This is a genomic window from Pseudonocardia thermophila, assembly GCF_900142365.1.
Taxonomy (GTDB): Bacteria; Actinomycetota; Actinomycetes; order Mycobacteriales; family Pseudonocardiaceae; genus Pseudonocardia; species Pseudonocardia thermophila.
The window spans coordinates 1-24,001 of sequence record NZ_FRAP01000029.1; the positions used below are offsets into that span (position 1 = coordinate 1).

Here is a 24,001-nt window from a genome sequence, read left to right on the forward strand (position 1 = left end):
ACCCCGGCGTGCTCCTCGCCCTCGCGGGCGTGCCGGCGCAGCACGTCGATGACCTGGCCGGGGTGCCGGTCGGGGCCGCCGCCGACCTCGCGGACCGCGCGCAGCAGCACGATCCGGCTGTGCGGGAGCCGGGCCACCTCGAACGGCAGCAGCCCGGTGAGCACGTCGAGCACCAGCCGCCTGCGGGTCGCTCCGGCCAGCGAGCGCTCCCGGCGCCAGGCCCGCTCCGGGTCCTCCTCGTCGGCGAAGTGCTCCGGCTTCGGCTCGGCCACCACCCGGTACGGGTTGAGGATGCCGGGATCGGCGCGCAGCAGGTTGATGTGCCGGGAGAACGGCGCCAGCTCCGGCAGGCGGGTGAGGGCGGCGAGCGGTCCGGACGGGTCGAGCACCGTCCAGCGCGCCCCGGCCCGCAGCGTCTTGTAGACGATCGTGCCGGTCAGGAACGACTTACCGGAGCCCAGGCCGCCGACGATCGCCGTGAGGCCGGACGCGCGGCGCACCTCCTGGGCCAGCCACGGGTCCCACGCCACGGGCCGGCGGGTGGCGGTGCAGGTCTCGCCGAGCATGATCCCGCGCCGGTCGCCCACCGACGCGGTGGCGGCGGGGACGGCGGCGGCCGCCCACATCACCGAGCCGCGCCGCCGGTAGGCGGTGGAGGCGAGCGGTTCGCCCGGGATGAACTCGCGGGCGTACTTGTACTGCGCCTCCGGGTGCTCGATGCGCACCTTCGGCGCGTAGAGGTCGTGCACCTGCTGGGCGCGCGCGACCGCCTCGGCTTCGTCCTTGCCGGCAACGGCGATGCGCCACCAGCCGTAGAGCCGCGTGTTGAGCTGGGTGAGCCCGTTGGACAGCTCGTCCTCGACCTCCAGCACGCGATCGGCCTGACGGGCCAGCGACACCGGCGGCTCGAGGTCGTGGTCGTGGGTGTAGTGGCGGATCTGGCTGCGCACCTTGCCCATCTGGCGCTGCAGCTCGCCCGCGACCTCCTCGGGGCGGCGCACGTAGATCCGCGCCGACCACTCGACGGGGAACGGCAGCCGGTCGGAGTGCTGCATCCACGGGTCGTCGACCTCGGGGATGCGCAGGTCGTCCATCAGCCCGACGGTCAGCACAGCGACGTGGCGGGACATCGTCTGCGACCGGATCCGGCCGACCACCCGCACCGTGGGCGCGTAGGGCTCCTGGGACAGCTCGACCCCGTCGGTGAACGCGGCCAGGTCCTCGGTCTCCCAGCGGCCGTGCCCGCCGGGCACGATCGACATCGTGCGCGGTGCGGGCAGCCCGAGAGCGCACGAGCGGTGCATGAGCCAGGCCATGTCCTCGGGCGAGGCCGGCACGGCGTCGAGCCCGTTGCCCGCCACCAGCGCGTCGATGTGCGCGATCTCCGACCGCAGCGCCGCCAGCTCCGCGTCGACGGTCTTCGGCGCGACCTTGCCGAGCACCGGGGAGGCCGCGTCGACCCAGCGGTCGAGCATGCTGCGCCCGGAGACCTCGACGCCGAGGAAGACCTCCTTGTCCGACATGGACAGGCCCATGAGGTGGCGCTGCTCGCCCTCCAGGAACGCGTCCCAGCCCAGCGCGCCCGCGACGTCGGGCATCCGGCCGATCGCGTTGTTGTCGAACGCCTCGGCCCACATGTGGACCGGGTAGGGGCGGGTGGTGACCCGCAGGTGCAGCCAGCGGCCCTGCAGCTCGCCCAGCTGTGCGGCGATCTGGCGGATGAGGATCTCCCGCTGGGAGTCGCTGCGGAAGCTCCACGCCTGCGCCGCCAGCCGGTACCACGCCATCACCTGCGTCGACGTGCGGGTGATGTGGCCGTCGATCGAGCGCAGCGCGATGTCCGGGGTGTAGGTCGGCAGCCCCGCCTCGCCGGCCAGTGCCCGCCCGCGCCGGCGGCCCGTCCGGCGGGCCGGCCGCTCGCGCGGCGCCTTACCTCGTCCCACGTGCACGTCCCTTCGGCCGCTTCGACCACGCGGCGCGCGTCGTCGAGCGGTCGGCGGTGGTCCACTCCACCCTGCCACCGGTGCGCCGTTCCGCGGTTCTGCCACGCGCGGCGCTGCGGGCGGGCGTGATCCGGACGTGTCCGGAGCGCACCGGTCCACCGGTCGGGCTCGTGCGCGGGCGCGGTCCGGCGACCTCGTGGCGGAACATCGTGAGCACCTGGCTGAGCGGGCGCTCGTAGTCGATCCGCTTGCCGATGAAGCGGGTGACGACGATCGTGATCAGCAGGGCCCACGCCACCGAGATGAAGTCCAGGCCGATGCCCAGCCGGCGCTGCACGAACATCACGAGGATCATCACGATCAGTCCGACGCCGTAGCTGACGTAGCGGGCGCGCCAGGGGAACGTGGCCCGCGGTGGACCGAGCCAGACGGAGTCGACGCGGTAGACCTCGTCGTCGGTGCGGACGAGCACAACCTCACCCGGTGATGAGGCGAGCGAGGAACGCGCCGACGTCCGCCGCCCGTCCTGACACGGCGATGCCCAGCGCGACCAGTCCGATGACCAGCCCCACGCTGCGCCGGGCGACACCGGCGTTGTCGCCGCGGCCGCCGATCCACAGGATGATGATCGCGATGGCGAGCAGGACGAGCGGGACGATGTTGTCCTGGATCCAGCTCTGGAGAGGTCCGGAGGTCACCCCCTGCGCGGCCAGCACGAGTGCTTGCTGCGGTCCCACCATCACGACTCCTCACTCCGCTGCAGCCACCGATCACCTCGGGTGGCCGACCACGTCGCCCGCGGTGCCACGCGCACCACGCGCGACCTCGGGCCCGGACATGTCGTGGCGGCGGAATTGTAGCCGGGCCACCGGGGTGCAGACACCGTCGGCCGGGCCCGGCCGGTAATGCGCGAACGATGCCCGATCGGGCGATTCCGGCGTCGTTCGGTCGTGTTCTCCTGTATTCCTCCCCGTGATCTTCCGGATGCATTCCCGGAAATCTGGATGAAGCGCTCCGGTGGAATTCCGTGGCGGGTGCGGGCAGGCGGCCACCCGCACTGCAGGCGCTGGAGTGCGGGATCACCGCTGGATGCCCGGGTGGTGCTCGGCTCCATGGGGCGGTGCTCCGATCGCGGTGCGCTCGACGGTCCGTTCCGGTGGGTGTCTGCTCGTGGTCGGCTCCGGCCGATCCGCCGGAGACCGATCCGGGAAGGCACGGTAGTCGGCCGGGACGCGATCCGGCAGTGGTCGGCGGAACTGTGCACCCAACCACCCGATCGGCGCACGTTGCACCGACTCGGCGGCGACACCGCGTGTCGATCCGCCGACCGCTCGCGGCCCGATCCGGTGGCCCAGCGCGAAGCGCCGGGCGGGATGCGCCCGGTCGGCGGCAGGACCGGCCGGGTGTGGCGCATCTCCGGTGAGGTGATCGTCACGCTCACCCGGGTGCCTCGACGGTCCGTTCTGTGCCGGTGTGGTCAACTTCTCTGGATCGTCCCAGCGCCGCGGCAGCGGTCGTCGCCGCTGGTCACAGCGTTGTCGTGGCAGGGGTGAGTGGGGTGTGACCCACCGCGCGGGAGGGCGCGTGGCGCCGCGCGATACCGGCAAGTAGTTTCCCGGGCGAATCCCCGACATGTCCGTCGGGCATAACGCCTGGTCTGCAGTCTAGGCTGCGAACCCGGCCGGCGGACCATCGCACGTCGGCCAGTCCTTGGAGGAAGCCCGGTGATTGTCAGACTGATCATAGGCCTGGGGTTGACGGTGCTCACGCTGGCGCTCGTCAGCAGGCGCGCCTACACGCTCTACGCACTGATCAAGTCCGGCCAGCCCGACCACGAGCGCTCCGACCAGCTCGGTGAACGCATCAAGCGACAGTTCGTCGAGGTGCTGGGGCAGCGGAAGCTGCTGAAGTGGTCGGTACCGGGGCTCGCCCACTTCTTCACGATGTGGGCGTTCATCATCCTGCTGACCGTCTACATCGAGGCCTACGGTGCCCTGTTCACTCCGGACTTCGCCATCCCGCTGATCGGGACGTGGCCGGTGCTGGGCTTCCTGCAGGACACGATCGGTGTGCTCTGCCTGATCTCGCTCGGCGTCTTCACGGTCATCCGGATCCGCAACGCCCCGGAGCGCGAGCAGCGTGCGTCGCGCTTCTACGGCAGCCACACCGGCGGTGCGTGGCTGATCCTGTTCATGATCTTCAACGTCCTCTGGACGCTGTTCTTCTTCCGCGCGGCCGCGTCGGCGCTGGGCGTGTTCCCGTACACGTCGGGCGCGTGGGCCTCGATCGGGCTCGGCAAGCTGTTCGAAGGGCTGCCGCACGGTGTGCTGGAGGTGCTCGAGTCGGTCGGGCTGCTGCTGCACATCGGCGTGATGCTGGTGTTCCTGGTCATCGTCGCCTACTCGAAGCACCTCCACATCTTCCTGGCGCCGATCAACGTCTCGGCCAAGCGGCTGCCGAAGGCGCTGGGCCCGCTGCTGCCGATGACCTCGGGCGGCAAGCCGATCGACTTCGAGGACCCGGGCGAGGACGACATCTTCGGCCGCGGCAAGGTCGAGGACTTCACCTGGAAGGGCATGCTCGACTTCGCCACCTGCACCGAGTGCGGGCGGTGCCAGAGCCAGTGCCCGGCGTGGAACACCGGTAAGCCGCTCTCGCCGAAGTTGGTGATCATGGACCTGCGTGATCACCTGATGGCGAAGGCTCCGTACATCCTCGGGCAGAAGCAGGCGCCGGAGGAGGGGTCGATCGACTTCTCCGAGCTCAAGAACGGCGACGGCCACCGCCACGGGGTGCCGGAGTCGGGCTACGAGCGGGTCCGCGGCTCGGGGCCGGAGCAGGCCGCCCGGCCGCTGGTGGGCACCCTGGAGCAGGGTGGCGTCATCGATCCGGACGTGCTGTGGTCGTGCACGACCTGCGGAGCGTGCGTCGAGCAGTGCCCGGTGGACATCGAGCACGTCGACCACATCGTCGACATGCGCCGCCACCAGGTGCTGATCGAGTCGGAGTTCCCGTCCGAGCTCGGGGTGCTGTTCAAGAACCTGGAGAACAAGGGCAACCCGTGGGGGCAGAACGCCCGCGACCGCATGGACTGGGCGAAGAAGCTGCCCTTCGAGGTGCCCGTCTTCGACGGCGAGCTCAAGCCGGAGACCGAGTACCTGTTCTGGGTCGGGTGCGCGGGTGCGTTCGACGACGGCGCCAAGAAGACCGTGCAGGCCACCGCGGAGCTGCTGCACCGCGCCGGCGTGAACTACGTGGTGCTGGGCACAGAGGAGGGCTGCACCGGTGACCCGGCCCGCCGCGCGGGCAACGAGTTCCTCTTCCAGATGCTCGCCCAGCAGAACGTCGAGATGCTCAACGAGGTCTTCGACGGCCGCGAGCCGGGCAAGCGCAAGATCGTCACGACCTGCCCGCACTGCTTCAACACCCTCGGCCGCGAGTACCCGCAGCTCGACGGGCACTACGAGGTCTTCCACCACACTCAGCTGCTGAACAAGCTGGTGCGCGAGGGCAAGCTCGTGCCGGTCGCCGCTCCGGCGGAGGACACCGGTGCCCCGGTGACCTACCACGACCCGTGCTACCTGGGCCGGCACAACGAGGTCTACGAGGAGCCGCGGGCACTGGTCGGTGCGGCCGGGGCGAAGCTGGCCGAGATGCCGCGCCACGCGGACCGCTCGATGTGCTGCGGCGCCGGCGGTGCGCGGATGTGGATGGAGGAGCGGATCGGCCAGCGGGTCAACGTCACCCGCACCACCGAGGCGATCGACACCCTCGACGCCGCCGGCGGGTCCGGTGCCGGCACCATCGCGGTCGGCTGCCCGTTCTGCCGCACGATGCTCACCGACGGCCTCACCCAGAAGCAGGGCGAGGGCCGGGCCGAGAACGTGCAGGTCCAGGACGTCGCGCAGATGCTGCTGGAGGCCGTCAAGCGCGGCGACACCGCGGGTGCGGCGGCTGGTGCCGGGCAGGACGAGACCCGGGGCTGACCGAGCACCTCAAGCCGGAAGACGCAACGAACGGCCCTTTCGTCCACTCAGAGTGGACGAAAGGGCCGTTCGTTGCGTTCGGGGCTCAGGGGCAGGGGCCGAACCCGGACACCGCGAAGCGCTGCACGTCCGGGGCGGTGCGGAAGACGGAGACCTTGCCGAGCAGGGCGCTCGCGGCCTGCGCCCACGGGGTGTCGCAGGCGTTCACCTCCCAGCCCGACGGCGTGGCGACCGGGGCGGGCAGCGCGCGGGCGTCGTACGTCGCCCCGGCCATGCGCCGGTGCAGCTCCCCGGCCGCGGCCTCGCAGCTCGGGGTCCCGGTCGCGGCCATCACCGCGGCCTCGGCCTCGTCGCGCAGGATGCGGCAGAACGTGATGCGGGAGTCCGTGCTCAGCGCCTTGAGCATCGCCGGCAGCACCAGGTCCGGGCGGCTCTCGCCGACCATGGCCCGCTGCCGGTCGTTGCTCTGGGAGAGCTCGGTGCGGATCTGCTCGTCGGTGCGGTGGAGCGACAGCCCGTACCCGGTGCCGGCGATCAGGCACGCCACCGCACCCACGGCGGCGAGTCGCCAGTCGGGCAGGCGCGCGAGCCCGGCGATGAGCACGCCGATGGCGGCGGCCAGCGCCCAGGCCCACGGGCTGGTGCTCCACATCAGACCGATGACGACGACGAGCCCGGCCAGCGGGAGGTCCCAGCCGCGCAGCAGCCCGTCGAAGCGCAGGATGCGCACGACGAGCAGCGCGGCGAAGCCGACGAGCAGCGGGATCCACGAGAACCCGGAGAACGGCCAGAGCAGCAGGAACGCCGCGGCCAGCCCGGCGCCGGCGGCGGCACGCGGGGTGCGGACGAACCGGCGCCGGTCGAAGCCGCGCTTCGGCGGGGTCGGACCCCGACCGGCCCGCGGTCGCGGTTCGTCGCCGGGCGGGGGCTCGCCACCCGGGGCGGCCGGACGGGTCGCGGGGAGCCGCGGCGGCGGTTCGGTCGGGCGCTCGTCCATCGTCGGGCAAGCGTACGCGCTGCGTGGTCGGACGGTGCCGTGGTCGGAGGTCAGGTTCCTGCGGCGGGCGCTCTTCGAGGCGAACCCGCGGAGCCCGGATGGAGCGCCCGGCGGTGGTGAGGTGATGAGGGTGATCGACGGTCGATCACCGCTTCGGTCCGGACGCCCGGTCCCGGGTCGATCAGGTCCGGTCTCCCGGGCGGGCCGGCGCACTGGCTGCGCTCGAGACGTTCCACTCTGCGCTCAACAGCAAGGACCTCGACGCCTCGGCCGCCGGATGGCCGACGATCCGCTGGTGCAGCTGAACGATCCGGTGGGCAGGGTCCTGCGCGGACGCGCTGCAGTGCGCGACCTCTACGAACGGGTGTTCGCCGGGTCCCCGGACGTGCAGGTGACGTTCGGGGACGCGGCGACTCACTGGCTCGGTGACTCGGTCGTGCCCACCGGCCGGGAGACCGGGACGGACCAGCATCCGACGTCGGGCGAGCAGCCGCTGCGGATCCGCACCACAAGGATCTTCGCCAACGACGGGACGTGGCGGCAGGTCCACCACCACGGCAGCATCGACGCTCCCCGTCTCCTCGCCGCCCACCAGGACGCCGTCCGCGCCCGGTGATGCGCCCGGCTCGGACTCGAGCGGCGGCCGGGACCCGGGTGGGGCGTGCACGTCCGGTGCGGCCGGAGGTTTGCGCGGTCAGAGCCAGCCGTGGTCGCGGGCGAGCTCGACCGCCTCGGTCCGGGTGCCGGCGCCGAGCTTCTGCATGGCCGAGGACAGGTAGTTGCGCACGGTGCCCGGCGACAGGTGCACGCGGCGGGCGATGTCGGCGGCGGTACCGCGGTCGTCGACGTGGCGCAGGACCTCCAGCTCCCGTTCGGTGAGCGGGCACTCATCGGTCATCAGGGCCGTCATCGCGAGGTCGGGATCGACGTAGCGGCCGCCGCCGTGGACCCGCCGCACGACGTCGGCGAGGACGCTGGCGGGTGCGCTCTTCGAGACGAACCCGCGAGCCCCGGCGCCGAGCGCGCGGCGCAGCACCCCCGGCCGGGCGTGTCGGGTGAGGATGATGCAGCGCGTGCCGGGCTGGTTCTCCGCCACCCACTGCGCCACTTCGGCCCCGTCCTTGCCGGGCATCTCGACGTCGAGCACAGCGATGTCCGGGGTGTGCTCACGGATGGCGGCGACGGCCGCTTCCCCGTCGCCCGCCTCGGCGACCACGACGATGTCGGGCTCCAGACCGAGCAGGGTCCCGACGGCCCCGCGGGTGAGCGACTCGTCGTCGGCGAGGACGAGTCGGATGGGCTGGGTCATGCAGGCAGCTCCGCGCAGAGGACGAACGATCCGTCGGGGGTCGGTCCGGCGTCGAGGCGGCCGGAGTGGTCGGTGAGGTAGCGGCGCAGCGCGGCGATGCCGCTGCCGGCGGGATCGGCCCCGGGCAGCACCCCGTCGTTGGCGATCCGCAGCCGGGCCGTGCCGTCGGTGGAGGAGATCTCGATGCGGCAGTGGCTGGGCTGGGCGTGGCGCAGCACGTTGGTCATCGCCTCGCGCAGCACCCGCCCGAAGACGGTGCGGGCGGTCGGGCCGACCTGGTCGGGATCGCCGCTGACGACGAGCGCGACACCCGCTGAGTCCAGCACGGCGCGGGCACCGGCCAGCTCGGTGCGCAGGTCGGTCGAGCGGGCGTCGTGGACGAGCGCGCGGACCTCCCGCAGCGACTGCCGAGCGACCCGCTGCACCTCCTCCATCTCGGCGACGGCCCGCTCCGGGTCGACCGACTGCAGCCGGGCGGCCAGCTCGCTCTTGAACGCGACCACCTCCAGGGCGTGGCCGAGGATGTCGTGCAGGTCGTCGGCGAGGCGCAGCCGTTCCCGCGTGGTGGCGAGCTCGGCGGCCTGGCGGCGGGAGTCGTCCATGTCGGTGACGGCCTTGAGCCACCACAGCCGTTCCACGTCGACGTACCAGAAGGACCCGACGTAGAACGCCGCCGCCCCGACCATCAGGACCTGCAGCTCGAAGGGTGCGGGCACCGTCTCGCCGGTGAACGGATCCGCGGCGGGCGGTGGGGCGAGGCTGACGACGAGCCAACCGGCCGCGGCGACGACGACGACCGCGCCGATCACCCACGCGGCCGTCACCTTGGCCGGCTTGCCACCGACGACGTCGCCGAGCAGCACCCCGGTCACCAGTGCCCACATGAACCCGAGCGGGGCGCTCGACAGGCCCACGAGCGTGAGCCCGAGCCCGACCACGACGGCGGCGACGACGAACCACGGTGGCGCCGGGCTGCCCAGCGAGCGGGTGACCTGGCGGACGCGCCACAGGTGCAGGCCCAGCGCCGCGGCGTAGAGGGTGAGCAGGACCGCGAGGAACCGCGTCGGGGCGAGCAGGGTGATCGCCGGGATGGCGATCATCCAGAGCAGGGTGAGGGCCAGCCCGATCCGGCCGAACCGGCGCGCAGCGCGCAGCTGCCGCTCCTCGAGGGACATCACCACGGTCGCACCGTAACCGAGCCGGGTGCGGTGGCGCAGCGCCGTGGCCTGCGGTGATGACACCTGTCATGGCCGGGCCTGAGCGGTGTCAACCGGACCGGTGACAGCGGCGACTACGGAGACGGGCCGCCGGCGACGAACCTGGTCGCCATGACACGGACGAGACAGGAACCGGTGATCGCACGACCCGGCGCGGCGTCGGACGCCTCCGCTGTCGTCGTCCGCGGGCTGCGGGTCCGCTACGGCGACTTCGAGGCCGTCCGCGGCATCGATCTCGACATCCGGCGCGGGGAGGTGTTCGCCCTGCTCGGCACGAACGGCGCCGGGAAGACGACCACCCTCGACGTCCTGGCGGGCTTCGGCGCGCCGAGCACCGGCGAGGTCTCGGTGCTGGGGATGGACCCGCGGACTCGGCCGCCGCAGCTGCGGGCGCGCATGGGCGTGCAGCAGCAGGACGGCGGGTTCGTCGAGGAGCTGACCGTCTTGGAGACGCTGCAGCTGTGGCAGCAGCTCGTCGAGCGGCCGGACCGCCCGGAGCGGCTGCTGGAGCGGTTCGAGCTCGGCCACCGTCGAGACGTGCCGGTGGGGAAGCTGTCCGGCGGCGAGCAGCGCCGGCTGGACCTCGCGCTCGCGGTGTGGGGTTCACCGGAGCTGGTGATCCTCGACGAGCCCACGACCGGGTTGGATCCGCAGGCGCGGCGGCGGACGTGGGACGCGATCCAGGAGCTGCAGGAAGCGGGGCGGACGGTCCTGCTGACCACGCACTACCTGGAGGAGGCCGAGGCGCTGGCCGACCGCGTCGCGATCATGCACCGGGGCCGGATCGCCGTCACCGGCACGCTCGCGGAGATCGTCGCCGCGCAGCCCGCGAGCTTCTCCGCGACGCTTCCACCGGACGCGCCCGCCCTGCCTGAGTTGACCGGCTGGGTGGAGCGCAGCGGTGACCGCCTCACCGTGCAGAGCGGCGACCTGCAGCGCGACCTCACCGCGTTCCTGACGTGGGCCGACGCGCACGGCGTCCGCCTGGACGGCCTGCGCGCTGCTCCGGCCTCGCTGGCCGACGTCTACCACTCGATCCGCGCCGAGGAGGAGCAGTGACGACCACCGCCGTGACCGGCACACCGACCGGGCGGGTGGCCGCCCTCGCCGCCGCCGAGACCCGGCTCGTGCTGCGCAACCGCACCCTGCTCGTGTCCAGCCTCGTGGTGCCGCTCGGGCTCGGGCTGTTCTGGGTGCTGACGTTCAGCGGGCAGAACCCGGCCACCGTCGTGGCGCTGCAGCTCGCGGTCGCCGTCGGGATGGGGCTCTACGTCACCGCCACGCAGACCGTCGTCGCGCGCCGCCAGCAGAAGGTGCTGAAGCGGATGCGCACCAGCAGCCTCACCGACACCGGGCTGCTGGTGGCCGTTGTGGCGCCGAGTGCGGTCGTGGCGGTCGGGCAGATCGTGGTGTTCGCGGTGCTGAACGCCGTCTTCGGCGTCCCCTTCGCGACGGATCCGCTCGCGTTCGTGCTCGCCGTCCTCGCGGGCCTGGCGCAGGCGATCGCGGCGGCGCTCGCCACTGCCGTCGTGACCCCGTCGGCCGAGCGGGCGCAGATCACGACGCTCCCGCTGATGTTCCTGCTGCTCGCCGGCGCTGTCGTGGTGACGTTCGTGCCACTGGAGGGGTGGTGGCAGGCGCTGCTCGCCGTGCCCGGCGCGGGGCCGGGGGTGCTGGTGCGGTTCGCGGTCGAGGGCGGACTGTGGGCCGGGGGTCTGGTGCCGGCGCTGGCGCTCGCGGCGACGGTGGCGTGGACCGTGGGGTTCGCGGCCTTCGCCCGTCGCCGCTTCCGGTGGGACCCCCGGCGCTGACGGTCAGCCCCGCCTCGTGTCCACCCGGTGGAAGTTGATGTGCGCCCGCGACGGTGTCGGGCCGCGCTGTCCCTGGTAGCGGGACCCGACACCGTCGGACCCGTACGGCCGCTCCGCCGGGCTGGACAACCGGAACAGGCACAACTGGCCGATCTTCATCCCGGGCCAGAGCGTGATCGGCAGGTTCGCGACGTTCGACAGCTCCAGCGTGATGTGGCCGGTGAATCCGGGGTCGATGAACCCGGCGGTCGAGTGGGTGAGCAGCCCGAGCCGGCCCAGGCTCGACTTGCCCTCCAGCCGTCCGGCCAGATCGTCGGGCAGCTCGACCCGCTCGAACGTCGACCCGAGCACGAACTCGCCGGGGTGCAGCACGAACGGATCGTCGTGGTCGACCTCGACCGGCGTCGTCAGCTCGTCCTGCTGCAGCGACGGGTCGATGTGGGTGTAGCGGGAGTTCTGGAACACCCGGAAGAACCGGTCCAGGCGCACGTCGATGCTCGACGGCTGGAGCATGGCCGGGTCCCACGGGTCCAGGCCGAGCCGTCCCGATTCGATCTCCTTGCGGAGGTCCCCGTCCGACAGCAGCACGGCGCCACCGTAACGGCTCAGTACTCCGTCGGTGTCGGGTGGGGCGAGCTGAGCAGCGGCGACGGGCACAGCCCGAACATCCACGCCACCGCCTGCTCCACGCGGGCGGCCTCCAGCCCGTCGGAATCCTCCAGCTGCGGGCCCTGCCCGGAGGCCAGGATCTGGCGCACCGTCGTCATGACGTTCGGGCTGCCGATGCTGCGGATCGAGTCACCCGGTTCCGGCACGTGCGGTCCGTCGACGAGCACGGCGGGGGTACCCAGCCCGGGGGCGTCGGCGACCAGCTCGGGATCGTCGCTGACGAGGACGATGCTCGCGGCGACCAGCATCATCAGATCCGGCAGCGCCACCTCGCGGGCGACCGTGGCGCGGGGGTGCTCCAGCAGCGGGCTGCCGGCGCCGTGCGCGGCCAGCTCGCCGAACAGCACCACCTCGATGTCGGGTTCGCGGTCGAGCAGGTCGGGCAGGCCGGCGAGCACACCGAGGGAGTCGCCGCGGTCGAGTCCGACGGCCACGACCCGGATGCCCGCGGCCCGCACCCGCCGGAACAGGTGAGCGAACCGCGGATCGGTCGTGGGCGGGTTGGAGTGGAGCGTGTCCCCGACGGGGATCGCGTTGGGGCCGAGCTGGCCGCCCATGGCCGTGCCGCTGGTGGTGAGGAACAGCGACGCGAGCTGTCCGATCATCCGCCGGTTCGCCTCCTGCGGGAACGGGCAGAGCAGGTCGTCGCTGGCCACCCCGGCCTGAAGGTGCACCACGGGGATCTGCCGCCAGAACGCGGTCATCGCCGTGACGACGGCCGTCATGCCGCCGCCGTGGACGAGCACGGCCGACGGATCGAGGTCCATCAGCAGGTCGTCGAGTCTGCCCATCAGGACCGATGCGATCCCGGCCGGGTGCGGCGCCATCGGTTCCCGCACGAGCACGGTCACGTCGGCCGGAACGCCCATGGCCTCGAAGGCCTCGTGCACGCCCATCGCGTCGGGCCCGGTCGCGACGGTCACGGCGCGGATCCGGTCGGCGGCCGCGAACGCGGTGGCCACCGGGGCGAGGCGCGCCACCTCGGAACGGCTCCCCGCTACGAGCAGCACGTCGTGATCGTGCTCAGGCACGGGGAGCGCACCGAGGGACGCGTCGAACTCGGTCATCGGGGGGTGTCCTCAACAGCCGGGGGAGCTGGCCGAGCACAGTGTGCGTCGGCAATCACCGGAGCGTCGAGCCCGGATGCGCCGAGCGGCGTCGGCAACCGGACAACCACCCCAACGGACGCAGGCGGACGGCCTAGTTGGTGACTCCGGGTGAGGTGCTAAGATGGTCAACATCCGATGCGGATGTAGTTCAATGGTAGAACATCAGCTTCCCAAGCTGAGAACGCGGGTTCGATTCCCGTCATCCGCTCCATAGCGCGTCGGCCCAGGTCAGAGCACCTGGGCCGACGTCGTTTCGGCCCCGCTGCCCCGGCTCGCAGGCGCGCTCCACAATGATCCGGTGCGTCGTCTCGTCCTCCTCCGCCACGCCAAGTCCGAGTGGCCCGGTGACGTCCCGGACCACGACCGTCCACTGGCCGACCGGGGGCGACGGGAGGCTCCGTTGGCCGGGCGCTGGCTCGCCGAGCACGTCGGGACGATCGACCTGGTGATGTGCTCCCCGGCGCAGCGGGCCCGGGAGACCTGCGCGCTGGTCACCGCGGAGCTGCCCACCGCGCCGGAGGTGCGCGTCGCGCCGCTGCTCTACCCCGGGTACCCGGCGGATCTGGTGGCGGTCGCGCAGGAGCTGCCCGACACCGCGAACACGGTGCTGTTCATCGGGCACAATCCCGGGCTGGAGGACCTCGTCGAGGACCTCTCCGGCTCGGACTGCGTGCTCAAGACGTCCTCGATCGCGGTGCTGCGCGGGGACGGCGAATGGTTCGACGTCGGCCCGGGCTGGGCGATCCTGGAAGCCGCGGCGACTCCGCGCCCGGCGTAGCGCCGTGCACCGCAGCCGGCTCTGCCACGTCGTGATCGACGTGAGCGACCTCGACGCCGGGGTGGCGTTCTGGTCGGCCGCGCTCGGTGCCGTCGAGGAACGGATCTCCGAGCACAGCACGCCGATCTACCGCAGGCTGCGGCTCCCGGACACCGAGGTGCGCGTCCTGCTGCAACGGACAGCGGATCCGAAGGTCGGCAAGGAGCGTGTGCACCTCGACATCGAGACCGACGACGTCGAGGCCGAGGTGCGGCGTCTGGAGGCGCTGGGCGCCACCCGCCTGGCCCTGCAGGAGGAGCGCGGCTTCCGGTTCTGGGTGCTGCAGGACCCGTGGCGGAACGAGTTCTGCGTGCTCCAGCCGGAGTTCCCCGATCTGCTGGCGCGGCGCGAGCCGTGGCCGGGCTGACACCGTACGGGCGCGCAGCCCGGCCGGCGGCTCAGCGCAGGCGGTCGAGGACGGCGAGCGCGGCGAAGCGGTCGAGCCGGAACGACTCCGGCCCCAGCGGATGCACCCGGCCCTCGGTGAACGCGGGCAGGGCCGCGAGAACTGGGTAGGAGCTGCGGAACCGTTCGACGTCCGCGGCCTCGGCGTTGACGATGTAGAGCGTCGCGTCGCCGAGCGAGCCGGCCCGCTCGTGGGCGACCGACACCACGTCCCGGCGCTTGTCCGAGCCGGAGAGCCCGCCCGTGCCGGACGCCTCGACGGTCGGGACGGTCAGCCCGAGCGAGATCAGCAGCTTGCCCTGCGCGGACTCCGGGGTGAACACGTTGAGCCCGTCGGGCACGACCGTGAGCGCGACGGCCGGGTGGGACGTGTCGAGGTCCAGCTCTTTGACCCGGGCGGTGAACTCGGCCTCGGCGGCCTCGGCCTGCTCCTCGCGGCCCAGCGCCGCCCCGAGGGTGGCGGAGAGCTCCGTCCAGCCGACCCCGCTGTGGTCGAAGACGATCGTCGGGGCGATCTGCGAGAGCCGGTTGTAGACCTCGGGGGTCACGGCGTCGGCGCCCACCGCGCTGCCCACGATGAGATCGGGGCGCTGCCCGGCGACGGCCTCGATCGGCACCTCGGGCCCGCCCAGCGGGACGACGCCGCGCTGGGCGGCCACGCCGGCCCACGCCTTGAAGAAGCCGTTCGCGTCCGCGACGGAGGTGTTCGGGGCCGTGGTCGCGGTCGCGATCACCGGGGCGTCCAGTCCGAGGAGCGGGCCGGTCATCGTGATGCTCGCCGACGCGATGCGCTGCGGCGACGCAGGGATCTCCGTCGTGCCCAGCGCGTGGGTCACGGTGCGGGTGTCCTCCTCGGGGGTCGGTGCGGGCTCTGCCGATCCGCCGCCGCACCCGGCGAGCAGCAGGGCGGCGGTGGCCAGGATCGCCGCGATCCCATATCGTTGACGCATTGCAAGGATGTTTAGGGACGCCTAACCTACTGTCAAGTGAGGTTCCTGTGATCGCGCCGACGCGGCCCCGGCCGAAGCCGGTCGGTCCAGCCGCCGTGACCGTGCCGCCGCAGCGGAGACGGGACCGGCCGCCCGAGCGGCTCGATCCGCGCGCGGCCTGCCCGCTGCTCGCCGAGGCCGGCGGTCCCGCGTTCTGGCAGCGGATCGCCCGGGTCGGGACGCCGCTGGTGGACCCGATCCCCGGCGACGACACCCACCGCGCGGTCACCTTCCTCGTGCGGTCGGCCGATGCGACCGAGGTGCTGCTGTTCGTCAACAAGCTCGCCGACGCCACCGCGTACGAGCGCAGCCGCATGGAACGACTGCCCGGCACCGATGTCTGGGCCCTCACCTATCGGCTGGGTCGGGACTGGCGCGGTTCCTACACGGTGGCGGTGCTGGTGCCCGGCGCAGCGCCCCGCGTGCAGCGAGCTGATGCCGAGCTGATCGAGATGCGCCGCGAGCGCGCCACCGCCGTCGCCGATCCGGCCGACCGGCCGTCGCTGCACCGCTGGTTCACCGCCATGCTGCACGCGGGACCGGACCCGCTGGCCCGGGAGCAGCTCGACGAGACGACGTCGGTCGCGTCCCTGCCCGATGCGCCGCCTCCGGCGTGGCCGCAGCCGCTGCCCGCCGGCCCGGCCGGGGTCGTGCACCGCGGCGTGCTCGCCGGCCGCGAGGTCTGGCTGCACGATCCCGCCGGGATCGACCCGGCCGTGCCGTTGCCCGTGCTGGTCCTGCTCGACGGGCAGCACTGGGCGGGGCTCCCGGCGATCCTCGACGCTCTGTTCGCCACCGGGCGGGTGCCACCGCTGCGCACGATCGGGGTGTCCTCCGGCGACTTCGTCACCCGCACCCGGGAGCTGAGCTGCGACGACGCGTTCGTGGCCTGGCTGGCCGGTGACCTACTGGGCTGGGCGTGCGAGCATGCGCGGCTGACCGTGGACCCGGCGCGGACGATCGTCGCCGGGCAGAGCCTCGGCGGGCTCACCGCGCTGTACGCGGCGCACACGGCGCCGCACCGGTTCGGTTGTGCGCTGAGCCAGTCCGGATCGTTCTGGTGGCCGAACCCCGCCGGCGGGGCGGACGCCGAGTGGCTGACCGACGTCGTGCCGTTCGGGCCCCGCACCCACGGTGTGCACCTCGAGGTGGGCACCGATGAGTGGGTGCTGCTGGGACCGACCCGCCGGATGCGCGACGCGCTGCGGGCGCGCGGCGACGCGCTCACCTACCGCGAGTACAACGGCGGGCACGACCAGGCGTGCTGGCGCGTCGGCCTCGCCGACGGGCTGATCGCCCTGACCGCGGCGTGGTGACCCCGGCGCCCCGCGACGTGGGGGAGGCCGTCCTCAACGCCGCGGCGAAGCTCAACCGCCTGCTGGAGACCGCCTGCGCCGAGGAGGGGATCAGCCCGCTGGAGGCCCGGCTGATGCGGACGCTGCGGGACGAGGTCGTGTCGCAGGGGGAGCTCGCCGAGCGCCTGGCGCTCGATCCCGCCCGGATCTCCACCCTCACCGGTGGGCTGGAGAAGCGCGGGCTCCTCGAACGGGTGCCGTCGCGCAGCGACCGCCGCCAGCGGCACGCCCGCCTCACCCCAGAGGGGGTGGAGGTAGTGAAGCGGATCGGTGCGCGGCTGGTCGGCGGGTCGCCGCTCGACCGGCTGACCGAGGACGAGCGCGCCGCACTCGTGCGGCTGCTCGATCGCGCGGTCGAGGGTCTCTAGCGGCTTACCCCGCAGGTCATCGCCTCGGTGACGGGCGCGCAGCAGGCTCGGTCACGTCAGCCGCAGAGCGACGACACGGAGGGCAACGATGACCGACTACACGGACCTCGCCAAGCGCTACCTCGCTGCGTTCAACGAGCCCGACGAGGCGGCGCGCGCCGCGGCGGTGGCGGACCTGTTCACCGCCGACGCGACCTACGTCGATCCGTTGGCCGAGGTCAGCGGACACGACGGCATCGCAGGGTTCCTCGCGGCCGCCCGCGAGCAGCTGCCCGGATTCGAGTTCCGCCTCGACGGCGCCGTCGACGGGCACCACCGGCAGGCGCGGTTCCGCTGGGTCGCCGGGCCGGCCGAGGTCCTCGACGGTGCCGGTGCGCCCCCGGTCGTCGGGTTCGACGTGGTGGTCACCGACGACAGCGGCCGGATCCGCAGCGTCTACGGGTTCCTGGACGCCGTACCCGCCTGACCGGGCTGCCTGGATCGTGTGGCGAACGTGGGTTCCGGGCACGGTCATGGGCTACGTTTCGCTCGTGCCCGAGACCCACGTTCGCAGCGGTAGGCGGCAGCGGGGGCGCGCCACGAACGACCTGGTGCTGTCGTCGCACGTGGGGGTCAACGCAGACGTCTTCCCGCAGATCCTGGACCTGTACGTCGAGACGGGCGCGGTCGTCGCGGACGTGACGTACGGGTCGGGTGCGTTCTGGCGCCGGGTCGACCGCCCCGACATCACGCTGCTGGCCACCGACATCACCGACGGCGTGGACTGCCGGGCGCTGCCGTACGCCGACGGATCGATCGACGCGATCGTGATCGATCCGCCGTACATGCACACGCCGGGCCAGGGCGCGCACGTGGGTCACCAGAACTTCGAGTCGTACTACCGCAACAACGCCACGCGTCCCGGCTCCGCGAAGTACCACGAGGCGGTCCTGGAGCTGTACTTCGCCGCCGGCAGGGAGGCGGTGCGGGTGCTGCGGGACGGCGGCATCGCGATCGTCAAGTGCCAGGACGAGGTGTGCGCCAACCGCCAGCGGCTCACCCACGTCGAGATCATCAACGAGTACACGAGCTACGGCCTGCAGACCGAGGACCTGTTCGTCGTCACCCGGCCGACGCGGCCGGGGGTGAGCCGGGTGCTGCGGCAGCGGCACGCCCGCAAGAACCACTCGTACTTCCTGGTCTTCTGGAAGGCGCCGCCGACCCGGCGCTGGCCCGGCCGGCTCGATCAACCGGTTCGGCCGAGCGGACCTGCCCGGCGGCAGTCGAACTGATCGATTCCTCCTGCTCGTCCGATCCGTGCCCTACGCTGCGCCGCCCACGGCCGAGGCAGCAGGCGGACGACGCCGTTCGATGCACCTGATCGGGAGCTATCCGGCGGAGTCCGCCGACGAGGCGGTGCGCGCGATGATCGTCGGTTCCCGCGGCCGGCTGGCCCACCTCCCCGACGGGGAGACCGGCGACCGGCGCAACTGGGTCGTCGGGACGATCGTGTCCCTGCGCGACCATCCCGAGCCTCGACGTGCGCCGTGAGGGGAACTGGACCGACTACGACGACCAGCTCAACCTCCGGGTCCGCCGCGGTCGCCGGCTGCGCGGGATCGACCTGGACCTCGGCCACCCCCGGCACGCGCAGGAGCTGGACCGGATCGCGCGCGCCGCCGGATGGACCGGGTCCGTCCAGGTGGGCATCCCGAGCGATCTGGACATGGCGTTGTTCACCCTCGGTCCCACCGGGCCGCTGCGGCACCGCGGCGCCTTCACCGACGCGACGACCCGCCACATCACCGAGATCCGACAGCAGCTCGGCGACCGTGCGGTGTTCCAGCTGGAGGCACCGGCCGAGCAGGTCGTCGTGATCAAGACACCCGCGGTGCTGCGCGGGTTCACGGCCGCGTGGTGCGGTCGCGGGCTCGCCCGCCTCGCGCGGCCCTCGCCGGTCGGCACCCGGTTCGGGCTGCACCTGTGCCTGGGCGATCTCGGCCACCGCGCGCTCGCGGGCACGCCGAGCACGGCCCCGCTCGTGACGCTGACCAACGCCGTCGCCCGCGCCTGGCCCGCCGGCCGCAGGCTCGAGTTCGTGCACCTGCCGCTGGCGGCCGGCCACCTGCCGCCCACCCTCGACCCGGCGTTCCACGCCCCGCTCGCCGGGCTGCGGCTGCCCGTCGGCACGCGGGTGGTGGCGGGTTTTCTGCACGAGGAGCTGACCGACGAGCAGTGCGACCAGCTGCTCGCGACCGTGGAGGACGCGGTCGGCGCCACCGTCGACGTCGCCGCCTCGTGCGGGCTCGGCCGCCGATCGGTCGCGGCCGCAGAGACCACCCTCGCGCAGGGCGCCCGCCTGTGCTCGCTCCCGGTGTCACCCGAGGCAGAGGCGTTCTGAACCCGGTCGGCGCGGCGAGTTGCTCGCGGGCGACCCGGGTTCAGCGGACGCGGCCGTGCTGCGCGCGGGGGTGCGGCTGGGGGCGGCGGGCGACGGTGACCACGCCGGTGATCGCGACGGCGAGGCCGACGACGAACGCCCAGCCGAAGCCGGGCCGCACCGCGTCGCCGAGCAGCACGATGCCGATGAACCCCGGCACCACGACGTTGGTGACGATGAAGACGGCGGTGATCGTGCCGATGTCGCCGCGGTTGACGGCTGTCGAGTAGGCGATGATGCCGACCAGCCAGAAGCCGGCGACGAGGTAGAGCGCGGGCTGCGCGAGCAGGGCCGACGGCGAGAAGAACTCCGGGCTGATCTCGATGTGCGCGGCCCGGATGGCCAGGGAGGAGCCGCCGAACCCGACCCCGGCCATGATCGCCAGCGGCCAGGCGTGCCGGAACTGGCGCAGCACGAGCACGAGCACGCCGAGCAGCAGCACCAGCCCGATCAGGACCATGTCGACGAACTGGGACGACGCCCCCGCGTGCTTCTCGCCCGCGCTGCCCGCCACGAGGACGAGCCCGATGAGGCACGCGGCCACGCCGAGCCGGGTCGCCGTGTCCAGCCGCGCCCCGACGCGGCGGGCGTTGAGCACGGCGGTGATGGCGATCGAGCCGCCGACCACTGCCTGCACCGCGAAGACGGGCAGCACGCGCAGCGCCGTGGCCGCACACAGCCAGGAGGACAGGTCGATGAGCAGCCCGCCGAGGTAGAACGGCTGCACGACGAGCGGCCTGGACTTCGTGACCCGCCGGGCGGCCTCTCCGGCCGCCAGCGCGCCAGCACTGTTCAGGACCATCGCCAGCACGGCGAACAGGATCCCGATCAGCACCCCGTCAGCATGCCTGCCGCGCGCTCGCGATGGTGGACCGACCCGCCTTTCGCGCCGATAACGATGCGTGCGCGGGTCAGTGGTGGACGCGGTCCGGGGCCGGTTCCGCCGTCGCCTGCGTCGGGATCTGCGAGGCGGCGGGCTCCTGCGGCCGCGCCGGCAGGGCTGCGGACGGCAGCTCGAAGAAGCCGCTCATGAGCCCGGGGGTGAGGTACACCGTGCCCTCCGGGTCGAGGGCGCGGGCCCGCGCCGCCGCTTCCTCCCGCTCCTGCTCCTCGCGGGCCTGCTGCGCTGCCCGCCGCCGTTCCCACCACGCCGCCACCACCACGATCAGCAGCGTGGCGACGATCAACGGCAGCCCGATCAGCAGCGCCAGCCACCCGAAACCGAGCAGCGCGAACGCGACCGCGGCCACCTCCATGCCCAGGACGAGCGCTCCCATGCGCAACATCGCGTGCCAGCCTCCCCCGACGAACAGCTCCCCGCGTTCTGTCACCGACTCATCGGTGCAGGATCCATGATCGTCACATCTCGGTGGCCCATCGTGGCCGATCCGATGCGGAACGTATGCCTCCTGTTCAGGCTCCGCGCACGACCGGCGCCTCGGCCCCACCGGCGGGCCGGGTCACCGGGCCGGACGCCGACCCGACGCTCCACTACCCCGACGCTGCCTCACTCGACGCACCACCACCCGACGAACCCGACTCAGCCTCCGAGCTCCCGCCCGCGCTGCTGCCCTGGGGCGGTTCGGAGTTGTTCGCCCCGGAGTTCGGTGGGCTCTCCGTCTGCGGCGCGGTGGTCGGTGGCGGCTGGTTCGTCGTCGGCGAGCTCGGCCGGCTCGTCACCGGGGGCGGCGGCGCCTGGGTCTGCGGCGCGGTCGTCCGGCCCGGGGTGCGCGTCGGCTGCTCGGTGGGCTGCTGCTCCGCGGTGGTCGTCGCCGCACCCGAATCCCCTGCCGTGGTCTCCGGGCTCGCGTTCGAGGTGCGGTTCATCCCCCAGATCAGCACCCCGGCGATGATCGCGGCCGCGGCCAGCACCCCGCCGACGCCGAGCAGCAGCCCGGTCGGCCGGTCGCTGCGGCGGCCGTCGTAGTCGTCGTAGTCGAGGCCGCCGTAGCGCTGGCCGTAGTCGTAGTCCGCGTCGTCCCAGTCGGGTTCCGGTTCGGGCCGCCGCTGCGGCCGCACGGGCTCGGCGCCGCCGGAGTACAGCGCGTTGGCCGGCTCGTGCACGGGTCGCTGCGGCGGTGCGGGGGGCACGTCCCGGCGCGGCGGGGTGGGCGGCGGCTGCCAGGCCTGCGGCGGCGGGCCGAGCGGCGCTGCCGTCGGCGGCTGGTTCTGCGGCACACCCGGGCCGGCCGGTCGCGGCGGCGGCGCCGGCGCAGCGGCTCCGGCAGGCCGGACACCACCGGGAGCAGCGGCCGCGGCGGCCCCGGCGGCCCCGGCGATCGCACCCGCGGCGGCCCCGGCCCCGAGCCCCGCCGCGCCACCCGGGCGCTGCCCGCCGGTCCCCGGCGCGGGCGACGCGGCCGGTCGCGGGGTGATCGCGAGCGCCGCGCCCTTCGGGATGGCGTTCTTGGGGTCCGCGTCGACGGCGACGGGCCGGCCGAGCTGCTCCGACACCAGCTGCCCGACCAGCGGGATCCGCGACGAACCACCGACCAGCAGGACCGCGGTGAGCTGCTCCGGGGACAGACCCGCAGACTGGATCGCGCGGCGCAGCGCCGCCACCGTGTCCTCGATCTGCGGGCGGATCATGGCCTCGAACTCGCTGCGGTGCAGCCGCACCGAGCCTCGTGAACCGGGCAGCAGCACCGGGATCGAGACCTCGGTGTCGCTGGAGAGCGCCTCCTTCGCCTCCGTGCATTCCCGGCGGATCTGCGCGACCGCCGACAGCACAGCCGGATCGTCCTCGTCCAGCTCGGCGAACGCCTCCGGCAACCCCTCCCGGACGTGGTCGAACACGACCTGGTCGAAGTCGATGCCGCCGAGCCGCTCCAGCCCCTCCGGCCGGCCGAGCAGCCCGAACCCGGACGGGCCGGCGTCGTCGGCCTTGCGCACGACGGCCGCGTCGAACGTGCCGCCGCCGAGGTCGTACACGGCGATGGTCGACCCGGTGGCCACCCGCTCCGACGCGGCGTACGACAGCGCGGCAGCCTGCGGCTCCGCCAGGAACGTCACGGTGAGGCCCTGCGCCCCCAGCGCCTTGGCGAACAGCTCCTTCTTGTGCGGGCCCCAGGAGGCGGGATGGGTGATCGCGATGGCGTCGGCGGGGCCGCCCTCCCGCTCGGCCACCCGGTCGACGACCCAGCGGACCAGCCGGGCCGAGAGTTCCTCGGGCGCCCAGGCCCGGCCGCCGGCGAAGATCGGCGTCGGGTCCCCGATGCGGCGCTTGAACTGGCGGACCACCCGGTCCGGGTCGGTCACGGCGCGCCGCTCGGCGGCCTCCCCGACCACGACGGTGCCGTCGGCCGCGATGAACAGGACCGACGGAACGGTGGCGCCGCGCGTGCCGAGGGTGACGGTCTCGGGCTCGGACCAGCCCTGACCCGTGGACCGGCACACCGCGGCCGCGGTGTACGTGGTGCCCACGTCGATCCCGAGCCGGTAACTCATCCGCCATCCCTTCGCGTGCGTGCTCCCCCACGGCGCCCAGCGCACGGACCACCCTCACAGGCAGTATGGCGCCCGGCCGCGACGCTCCGCGCCCGTGGTCCGGGCCCGACCCACCCCCGATCCCCTATCGCCACCCGCGGATCCCCCAACGGCTCCCTACGGGTTGGTGGGTGTTCCCCGATGGTTCGTGGCTGTGTGGGCTCTACGTTTTTGGTCGAGGCCGGAGTTGATGGTCCGGCAGCTGTCTTGAACCCGAGCAGGGAGTGACCCGAGATGACCACGTCGACGACGCTGATCGAACTGATTCTGAGCTTGCTGCGGGACCCGGCTCAGCGGGCTGCGTTCCGGGAGGATCCGGAGGGTTTCCTGGCGTCGTGCGGGAACTTCACGGTGGAGGATGTGAAGGACGCGATCGATCTGGCGGATGTGCGGGACTCGCACGGCAACCACATCCATGTTCCGCCGGCGCCGCACCCGAAGCCGCATCCGGGCGAGTCGGACCACGAGGCTGCGGTTCGGTACCTGAACACCTACATCACGAACAACTACATCGACGATCGGGACATCACGAACATCGTCAACCAGGAGATCGACAACCGGGGTGGCCGGTTCGAGCAGGACATCGACTTCGTGTCGAACTCCGGTGACGGTGCGGTGGTGGCCGGTGAGGACATCGAGGACTCGACGGTCGTCACGGGCGACAACAACCAGATCGGTGACGGCAATGTTCAGGGCAGTGGGAACGTCGTCGGTGACGGCAACCAGGCTGTGACCGGGGATGACAACGCCACGAGCTTCGGTTCGGGGGATGTGAGCACGGTGGGTGGCTCGGTGTCGGTGGGCCCGGGTGGGGCTTACTCCGGCACGGGCAACGCGACCGCCGACAACGACGATGAGTCGATCAACGACTCGTTCAACACGACCACCAACACCACGGTCGAGGACTCGTTCAACTCCTCCACCTCCGTGTCGACCGACGACGACGTCAACTACTCGTCGACCTCGTACACCGACAGCAGCACCAACACGCACACCGAGACCACCATCGAGGACTCGTACAACTTCGACGCCTGACCTCGATCTCTCCTGCGACGACGTCGATCCTCACCGGGTGCTCTCGACCGCCCCGCCGCAGGCGCGGCGGGGCGTCGGCGCCCCAT

Annotated in this window: 24 protein-coding genes, 1 tRNA gene and 1 pseudogene; 14 read left to right on the forward strand and 12 right to left on the reverse strand. The window is 72.8% G+C overall.

The genetic code is table 11. The features are described 5' to 3' along the window. The 3 genes and pseudogenes from BUE41_RS27750 to BUE41_RS27760 all read right to left on the reverse strand — a co-directional run. Positions 1 to 1,943, reverse strand: a pseudogene (locus tag BUE41_RS27750) (ATP-binding protein); the annotation flags it as partial. Next, positions 1,930 to 2,415: a hypothetical protein gene (locus tag BUE41_RS30540; protein ID WP_073460309.1), complete on the reverse strand. Its 486-nt coding sequence runs from the start codon at positions 2,413 to 2,415 to the stop codon at positions 1,930 to 1,932. The pseudogene BUE41_RS27750 and the gene BUE41_RS30540, both read right to left, overlap by 14 nt. A gap of 4 nt (positions 2,416 to 2,419) precedes the next feature. After that, positions 2,420 to 2,683, reverse strand: a complete 264-nt coding sequence (locus tag BUE41_RS27760; RefSeq protein WP_073460310.1) for a hypothetical protein — start codon at positions 2,681 to 2,683, stop codon at positions 2,420 to 2,422. Positions 2,684 to 3,667: 984 nt separating this feature from the next. On the opposite strand from BUE41_RS27760, the gene BUE41_RS27765 reads away from it, so the two are divergent. Next, positions 3,668 to 5,929, forward strand: a complete 2,262-nt coding sequence (locus tag BUE41_RS27765; RefSeq protein ID WP_073460311.1) for a (Fe-S)-binding protein — start codon at positions 3,668 to 3,670, stop codon at positions 5,927 to 5,929. Positions 5,930 to 6,014: 85 nt separating this feature from the next. On the opposite strand, the gene BUE41_RS27770 is transcribed toward BUE41_RS27765, so the two are convergent. After that, a complete protein-coding gene (locus BUE41_RS27770) occupies positions 6,015 to 6,926 on the reverse strand; it encodes a hypothetical protein (RefSeq protein WP_073460312.1) in 912 nt (303 codons plus the stop codon). A gap of 295 nt (positions 6,927 to 7,221) precedes the next feature. Here BUE41_RS27770 and BUE41_RS27775 point away from each other — a divergent pair, with 295 nt between their 5' ends. Next, positions 7,222 to 7,542 (forward strand): YybH family protein, encoded by a 321-nt coding sequence (locus BUE41_RS27775; RefSeq protein ID WP_234997629.1) that lies wholly within the window; start codon positions 7,222 to 7,224, stop codon positions 7,540 to 7,542. A gap of 78 nt (positions 7,543 to 7,620) precedes the next feature. On the opposite strand, the gene BUE41_RS27780 is transcribed toward BUE41_RS27775, so the two are convergent. Then, positions 7,621 to 8,235 carry a response regulator transcription factor gene (locus tag BUE41_RS27780; RefSeq protein ID WP_073460313.1) on the reverse strand — a complete coding sequence of 205 codons (615 nt, stop codon included), beginning with the start codon at positions 8,233 to 8,235 and terminating at the stop codon, positions 7,621 to 7,623. Continuing rightward, positions 8,232 to 9,410: a sensor histidine kinase gene (locus tag BUE41_RS27785; RefSeq protein WP_234997632.1), complete on the reverse strand. Its 1,179-nt coding sequence runs from the start codon at positions 9,408 to 9,410 to the stop codon at positions 8,232 to 8,234. Before BUE41_RS27785 ends, BUE41_RS27780 begins: the two co-directional genes overlap by 4 nt. 177 nt (positions 9,411 to 9,587) lie before the next feature. On the opposite strand from BUE41_RS27785, the gene BUE41_RS27790 reads away from it, so the two are divergent. Then, positions 9,588 to 10,511, forward strand: coding sequence for an ABC transporter ATP-binding protein (locus BUE41_RS27790; RefSeq protein ID WP_327194790.1), 924 nt, complete (start codon positions 9,588 to 9,590; stop codon positions 10,509 to 10,511). Further along, on the forward strand, positions 10,508 to 11,263 hold the full coding sequence (locus BUE41_RS27795; protein ID WP_073460316.1) for an ABC transporter permease: 756 nt from the start codon (positions 10,508 to 10,510) through the stop codon (positions 11,261 to 11,263). The genes BUE41_RS27790 and BUE41_RS27795 overlap by 4 nt, the downstream gene beginning before the upstream one ends. Before the next feature lie 3 nt (positions 11,264 to 11,266). On the opposite strand, the gene dcd is transcribed toward BUE41_RS27795, so the two are convergent. Both dcd and BUE41_RS27805 read right to left on the reverse strand, forming a co-directional pair. Next, positions 11,267 to 11,851, reverse strand: coding sequence for a dCTP deaminase (dcd, locus tag BUE41_RS27800; protein ID WP_073460355.1), 585 nt, complete (start codon positions 11,849 to 11,851; stop codon positions 11,267 to 11,269). Between the two features lie 17 nt (positions 11,852 to 11,868). Then, on the reverse strand, positions 11,869 to 12,999 hold the full coding sequence (locus BUE41_RS27805) for a UDP-N-acetylglucosamine 2-epimerase (protein WP_073460317.1): 1,131 nt from the start codon (positions 12,997 to 12,999) through the stop codon (positions 11,869 to 11,871). 179 nt (positions 13,000 to 13,178) lie between these two features. On the opposite strand from BUE41_RS27805, the gene BUE41_RS27810 reads away from it, so the two are divergent. The 3 genes from BUE41_RS27810 (at position 13,179) to BUE41_RS27820 (ending at position 14,225) form a co-directional block, all read left to right on the forward strand. Continuing rightward, positions 13,179 to 13,252, forward strand: a tRNA-Gly gene (locus BUE41_RS27810). 87 nt (positions 13,253 to 13,339) lie between these two features. Beyond that, a complete protein-coding gene (locus tag BUE41_RS27815) occupies positions 13,340 to 13,819 on the forward strand; it encodes a SixA phosphatase family protein (protein ID WP_073460318.1) in 480 nt (159 codons plus the stop codon). A gap of 4 nt (positions 13,820 to 13,823) precedes the next feature. Further along, complete coding sequence (locus BUE41_RS27820) at positions 13,824 to 14,225, forward strand: VOC family protein (protein ID WP_073460319.1); 402 nt, start codon at positions 13,824 to 13,826, stop codon at positions 14,223 to 14,225. Positions 14,226 to 14,256: 31 nt separating this feature from the next. On the opposite strand, the gene fepB is transcribed toward BUE41_RS27820, so the two are convergent. Beyond that, the gene (fepB, locus tag BUE41_RS27825) at positions 14,257 to 15,213 is read right to left on the reverse strand and encodes a Fe2+-enterobactin ABC transporter substrate-binding protein (RefSeq protein ID WP_073460320.1); all 957 of its coding nucleotides are present in this window, start codon (positions 15,211 to 15,213) and stop codon (positions 14,257 to 14,259) included. A gap of 47 nt (positions 15,214 to 15,260) precedes the next feature. Between fepB and fes the strand changes: the two genes are divergently transcribed. From fes to BUE41_RS27855, 6 genes are all read left to right on the forward strand, one after another. Beyond that, a complete protein-coding gene (gene fes / locus BUE41_RS27830; protein WP_200804141.1) occupies positions 15,261 to 16,568 on the forward strand; it encodes an enterochelin esterase in 1,308 nt (435 codons plus the stop codon). After that, positions 16,565 to 16,975, forward strand: a complete 411-nt coding sequence (locus BUE41_RS27835; RefSeq protein WP_200804142.1) for a MarR family winged helix-turn-helix transcriptional regulator — start codon at positions 16,565 to 16,567, stop codon at positions 16,973 to 16,975. The genes fes and BUE41_RS27835 overlap by 4 nt, the downstream gene beginning before the upstream one ends. An 88-nt stretch (positions 16,976 to 17,063) precedes the next feature. Beyond that, positions 17,064 to 17,441: a nuclear transport factor 2 family protein gene (locus BUE41_RS27840; RefSeq protein ID WP_073460321.1), complete on the forward strand. Its 378-nt coding sequence runs from the start codon at positions 17,064 to 17,066 to the stop codon at positions 17,439 to 17,441. 64 nt (positions 17,442 to 17,505) lie between these two features. Continuing rightward, on the forward strand, positions 17,506 to 18,246 hold the full coding sequence (locus BUE41_RS27845; RefSeq protein WP_200804143.1) for a DNA methyltransferase: 741 nt from the start codon (positions 17,506 to 17,508) through the stop codon (positions 18,244 to 18,246). Positions 18,247 to 18,325: 79 nt separating this feature from the next. Continuing rightward, complete coding sequence (locus BUE41_RS27850) at positions 18,326 to 18,505, forward strand: hypothetical protein (protein WP_073460323.1); 180 nt, start codon at positions 18,326 to 18,328, stop codon at positions 18,503 to 18,505. Then, positions 18,495 to 19,355: a hypothetical protein gene (locus tag BUE41_RS27855; protein ID WP_073460324.1), complete on the forward strand. Its 861-nt coding sequence runs from the start codon at positions 18,495 to 18,497 to the stop codon at positions 19,353 to 19,355. Before BUE41_RS27850 ends, BUE41_RS27855 begins: the two co-directional genes overlap by 11 nt. A gap of 40 nt (positions 19,356 to 19,395) precedes the next feature. Here BUE41_RS27855 and BUE41_RS27860 read toward each other — a convergent pair whose 3' ends face one another. The 3 genes from BUE41_RS27860 to BUE41_RS32565 all read right to left on the reverse strand — a co-directional run bounded on the left by BUE41_RS27860 (position 19,396) and on the right by BUE41_RS32565 (position 22,841). Further along, positions 19,396 to 20,229 (reverse strand): hypothetical protein, encoded by an 834-nt coding sequence (locus BUE41_RS27860; protein WP_073460325.1) that lies wholly within the window; start codon positions 20,227 to 20,229, stop codon positions 19,396 to 19,398. A 76-nt stretch (positions 20,230 to 20,305) separates the two neighbouring features. Then, a complete protein-coding gene (locus BUE41_RS27865) occupies positions 20,306 to 20,725 on the reverse strand; it encodes a sensor domain-containing protein (protein ID WP_073460326.1) in 420 nt (139 codons plus the stop codon). A 160-nt stretch (positions 20,726 to 20,885) separates the two neighbouring features. Continuing rightward, a complete protein-coding gene (locus BUE41_RS32565) occupies positions 20,886 to 22,841 on the reverse strand; it encodes an Hsp70 family protein (RefSeq protein WP_073460327.1) in 1,956 nt (651 codons plus the stop codon). 273 nt (positions 22,842 to 23,114) lie between these two features. Here BUE41_RS32565 and BUE41_RS27875 point away from each other — a divergent pair, with 273 nt between their 5' ends. Further along, complete coding sequence (locus BUE41_RS27875) at positions 23,115 to 23,915, forward strand: IniB N-terminal domain-containing protein (RefSeq protein ID WP_073460328.1); 801 nt, start codon at positions 23,115 to 23,117, stop codon at positions 23,913 to 23,915. The last annotated feature ends 86 nt before the right edge of the window (positions 23,916 to 24,001 follow it).

Bases quoted from the DNA above. Each gene is read 5' to 3' on its own strand.
- BUE41_RS27875 (WP_073460328.1), top strand. From the start codon at position 23,115: ATGACCACGTCGACGACGCTGATCGAACTGATTCTGAGCTTGCTGCGG.
- BUE41_RS27780 (WP_073460313.1), bottom strand. From the start codon at position 8,235: ATGACCCAGCCCATCCGACTCGTCCTCGCCGACGACGAGTCGCTCACC.
- BUE41_RS32565 (WP_073460327.1), bottom strand. From the start codon at position 22,841: ATGAGTTACCGGCTCGGGATCGACGTGGGCACCACGTACACCGCGGCC.
- BUE41_RS27840 (WP_073460321.1), top strand. From the start codon at position 17,064: ATGACCGACTACACGGACCTCGCCAAGCGCTACCTCGCTGCGTTCAAC.
- BUE41_RS27770 (WP_073460312.1), bottom strand. From the start codon at position 6,926: ATGGACGAGCGCCCGACCGAACCGCCGCCGCGGCTCCCCGCGACCCGT.
- fepB (WP_073460320.1), bottom strand. From the start codon at position 15,213: ATGCGTCAACGATATGGGATCGCGGCGATCCTGGCCACCGCCGCCCTG.
- BUE41_RS27805 (WP_073460317.1), bottom strand. From the start codon at position 12,999: ATGACCGAGTTCGACGCGTCCCTCGGTGCGCTCCCCGTGCCTGAGCAC.
- BUE41_RS27785 (WP_234997632.1), bottom strand. From the start codon at position 9,410: ATGTCCCTCGAGGAGCGGCAGCTGCGCGCTGCGCGCCGGTTCGGCCGG.
- BUE41_RS27760 (WP_073460310.1), bottom strand. From the start codon at position 2,683: ATGGTGGGACCGCAGCAAGCACTCGTGCTGGCCGCGCAGGGGGTGACC.
- BUE41_RS27850 (WP_073460323.1), top strand. From the start codon at position 18,326: ATGCACCTGATCGGGAGCTATCCGGCGGAGTCCGCCGACGAGGCGGTG.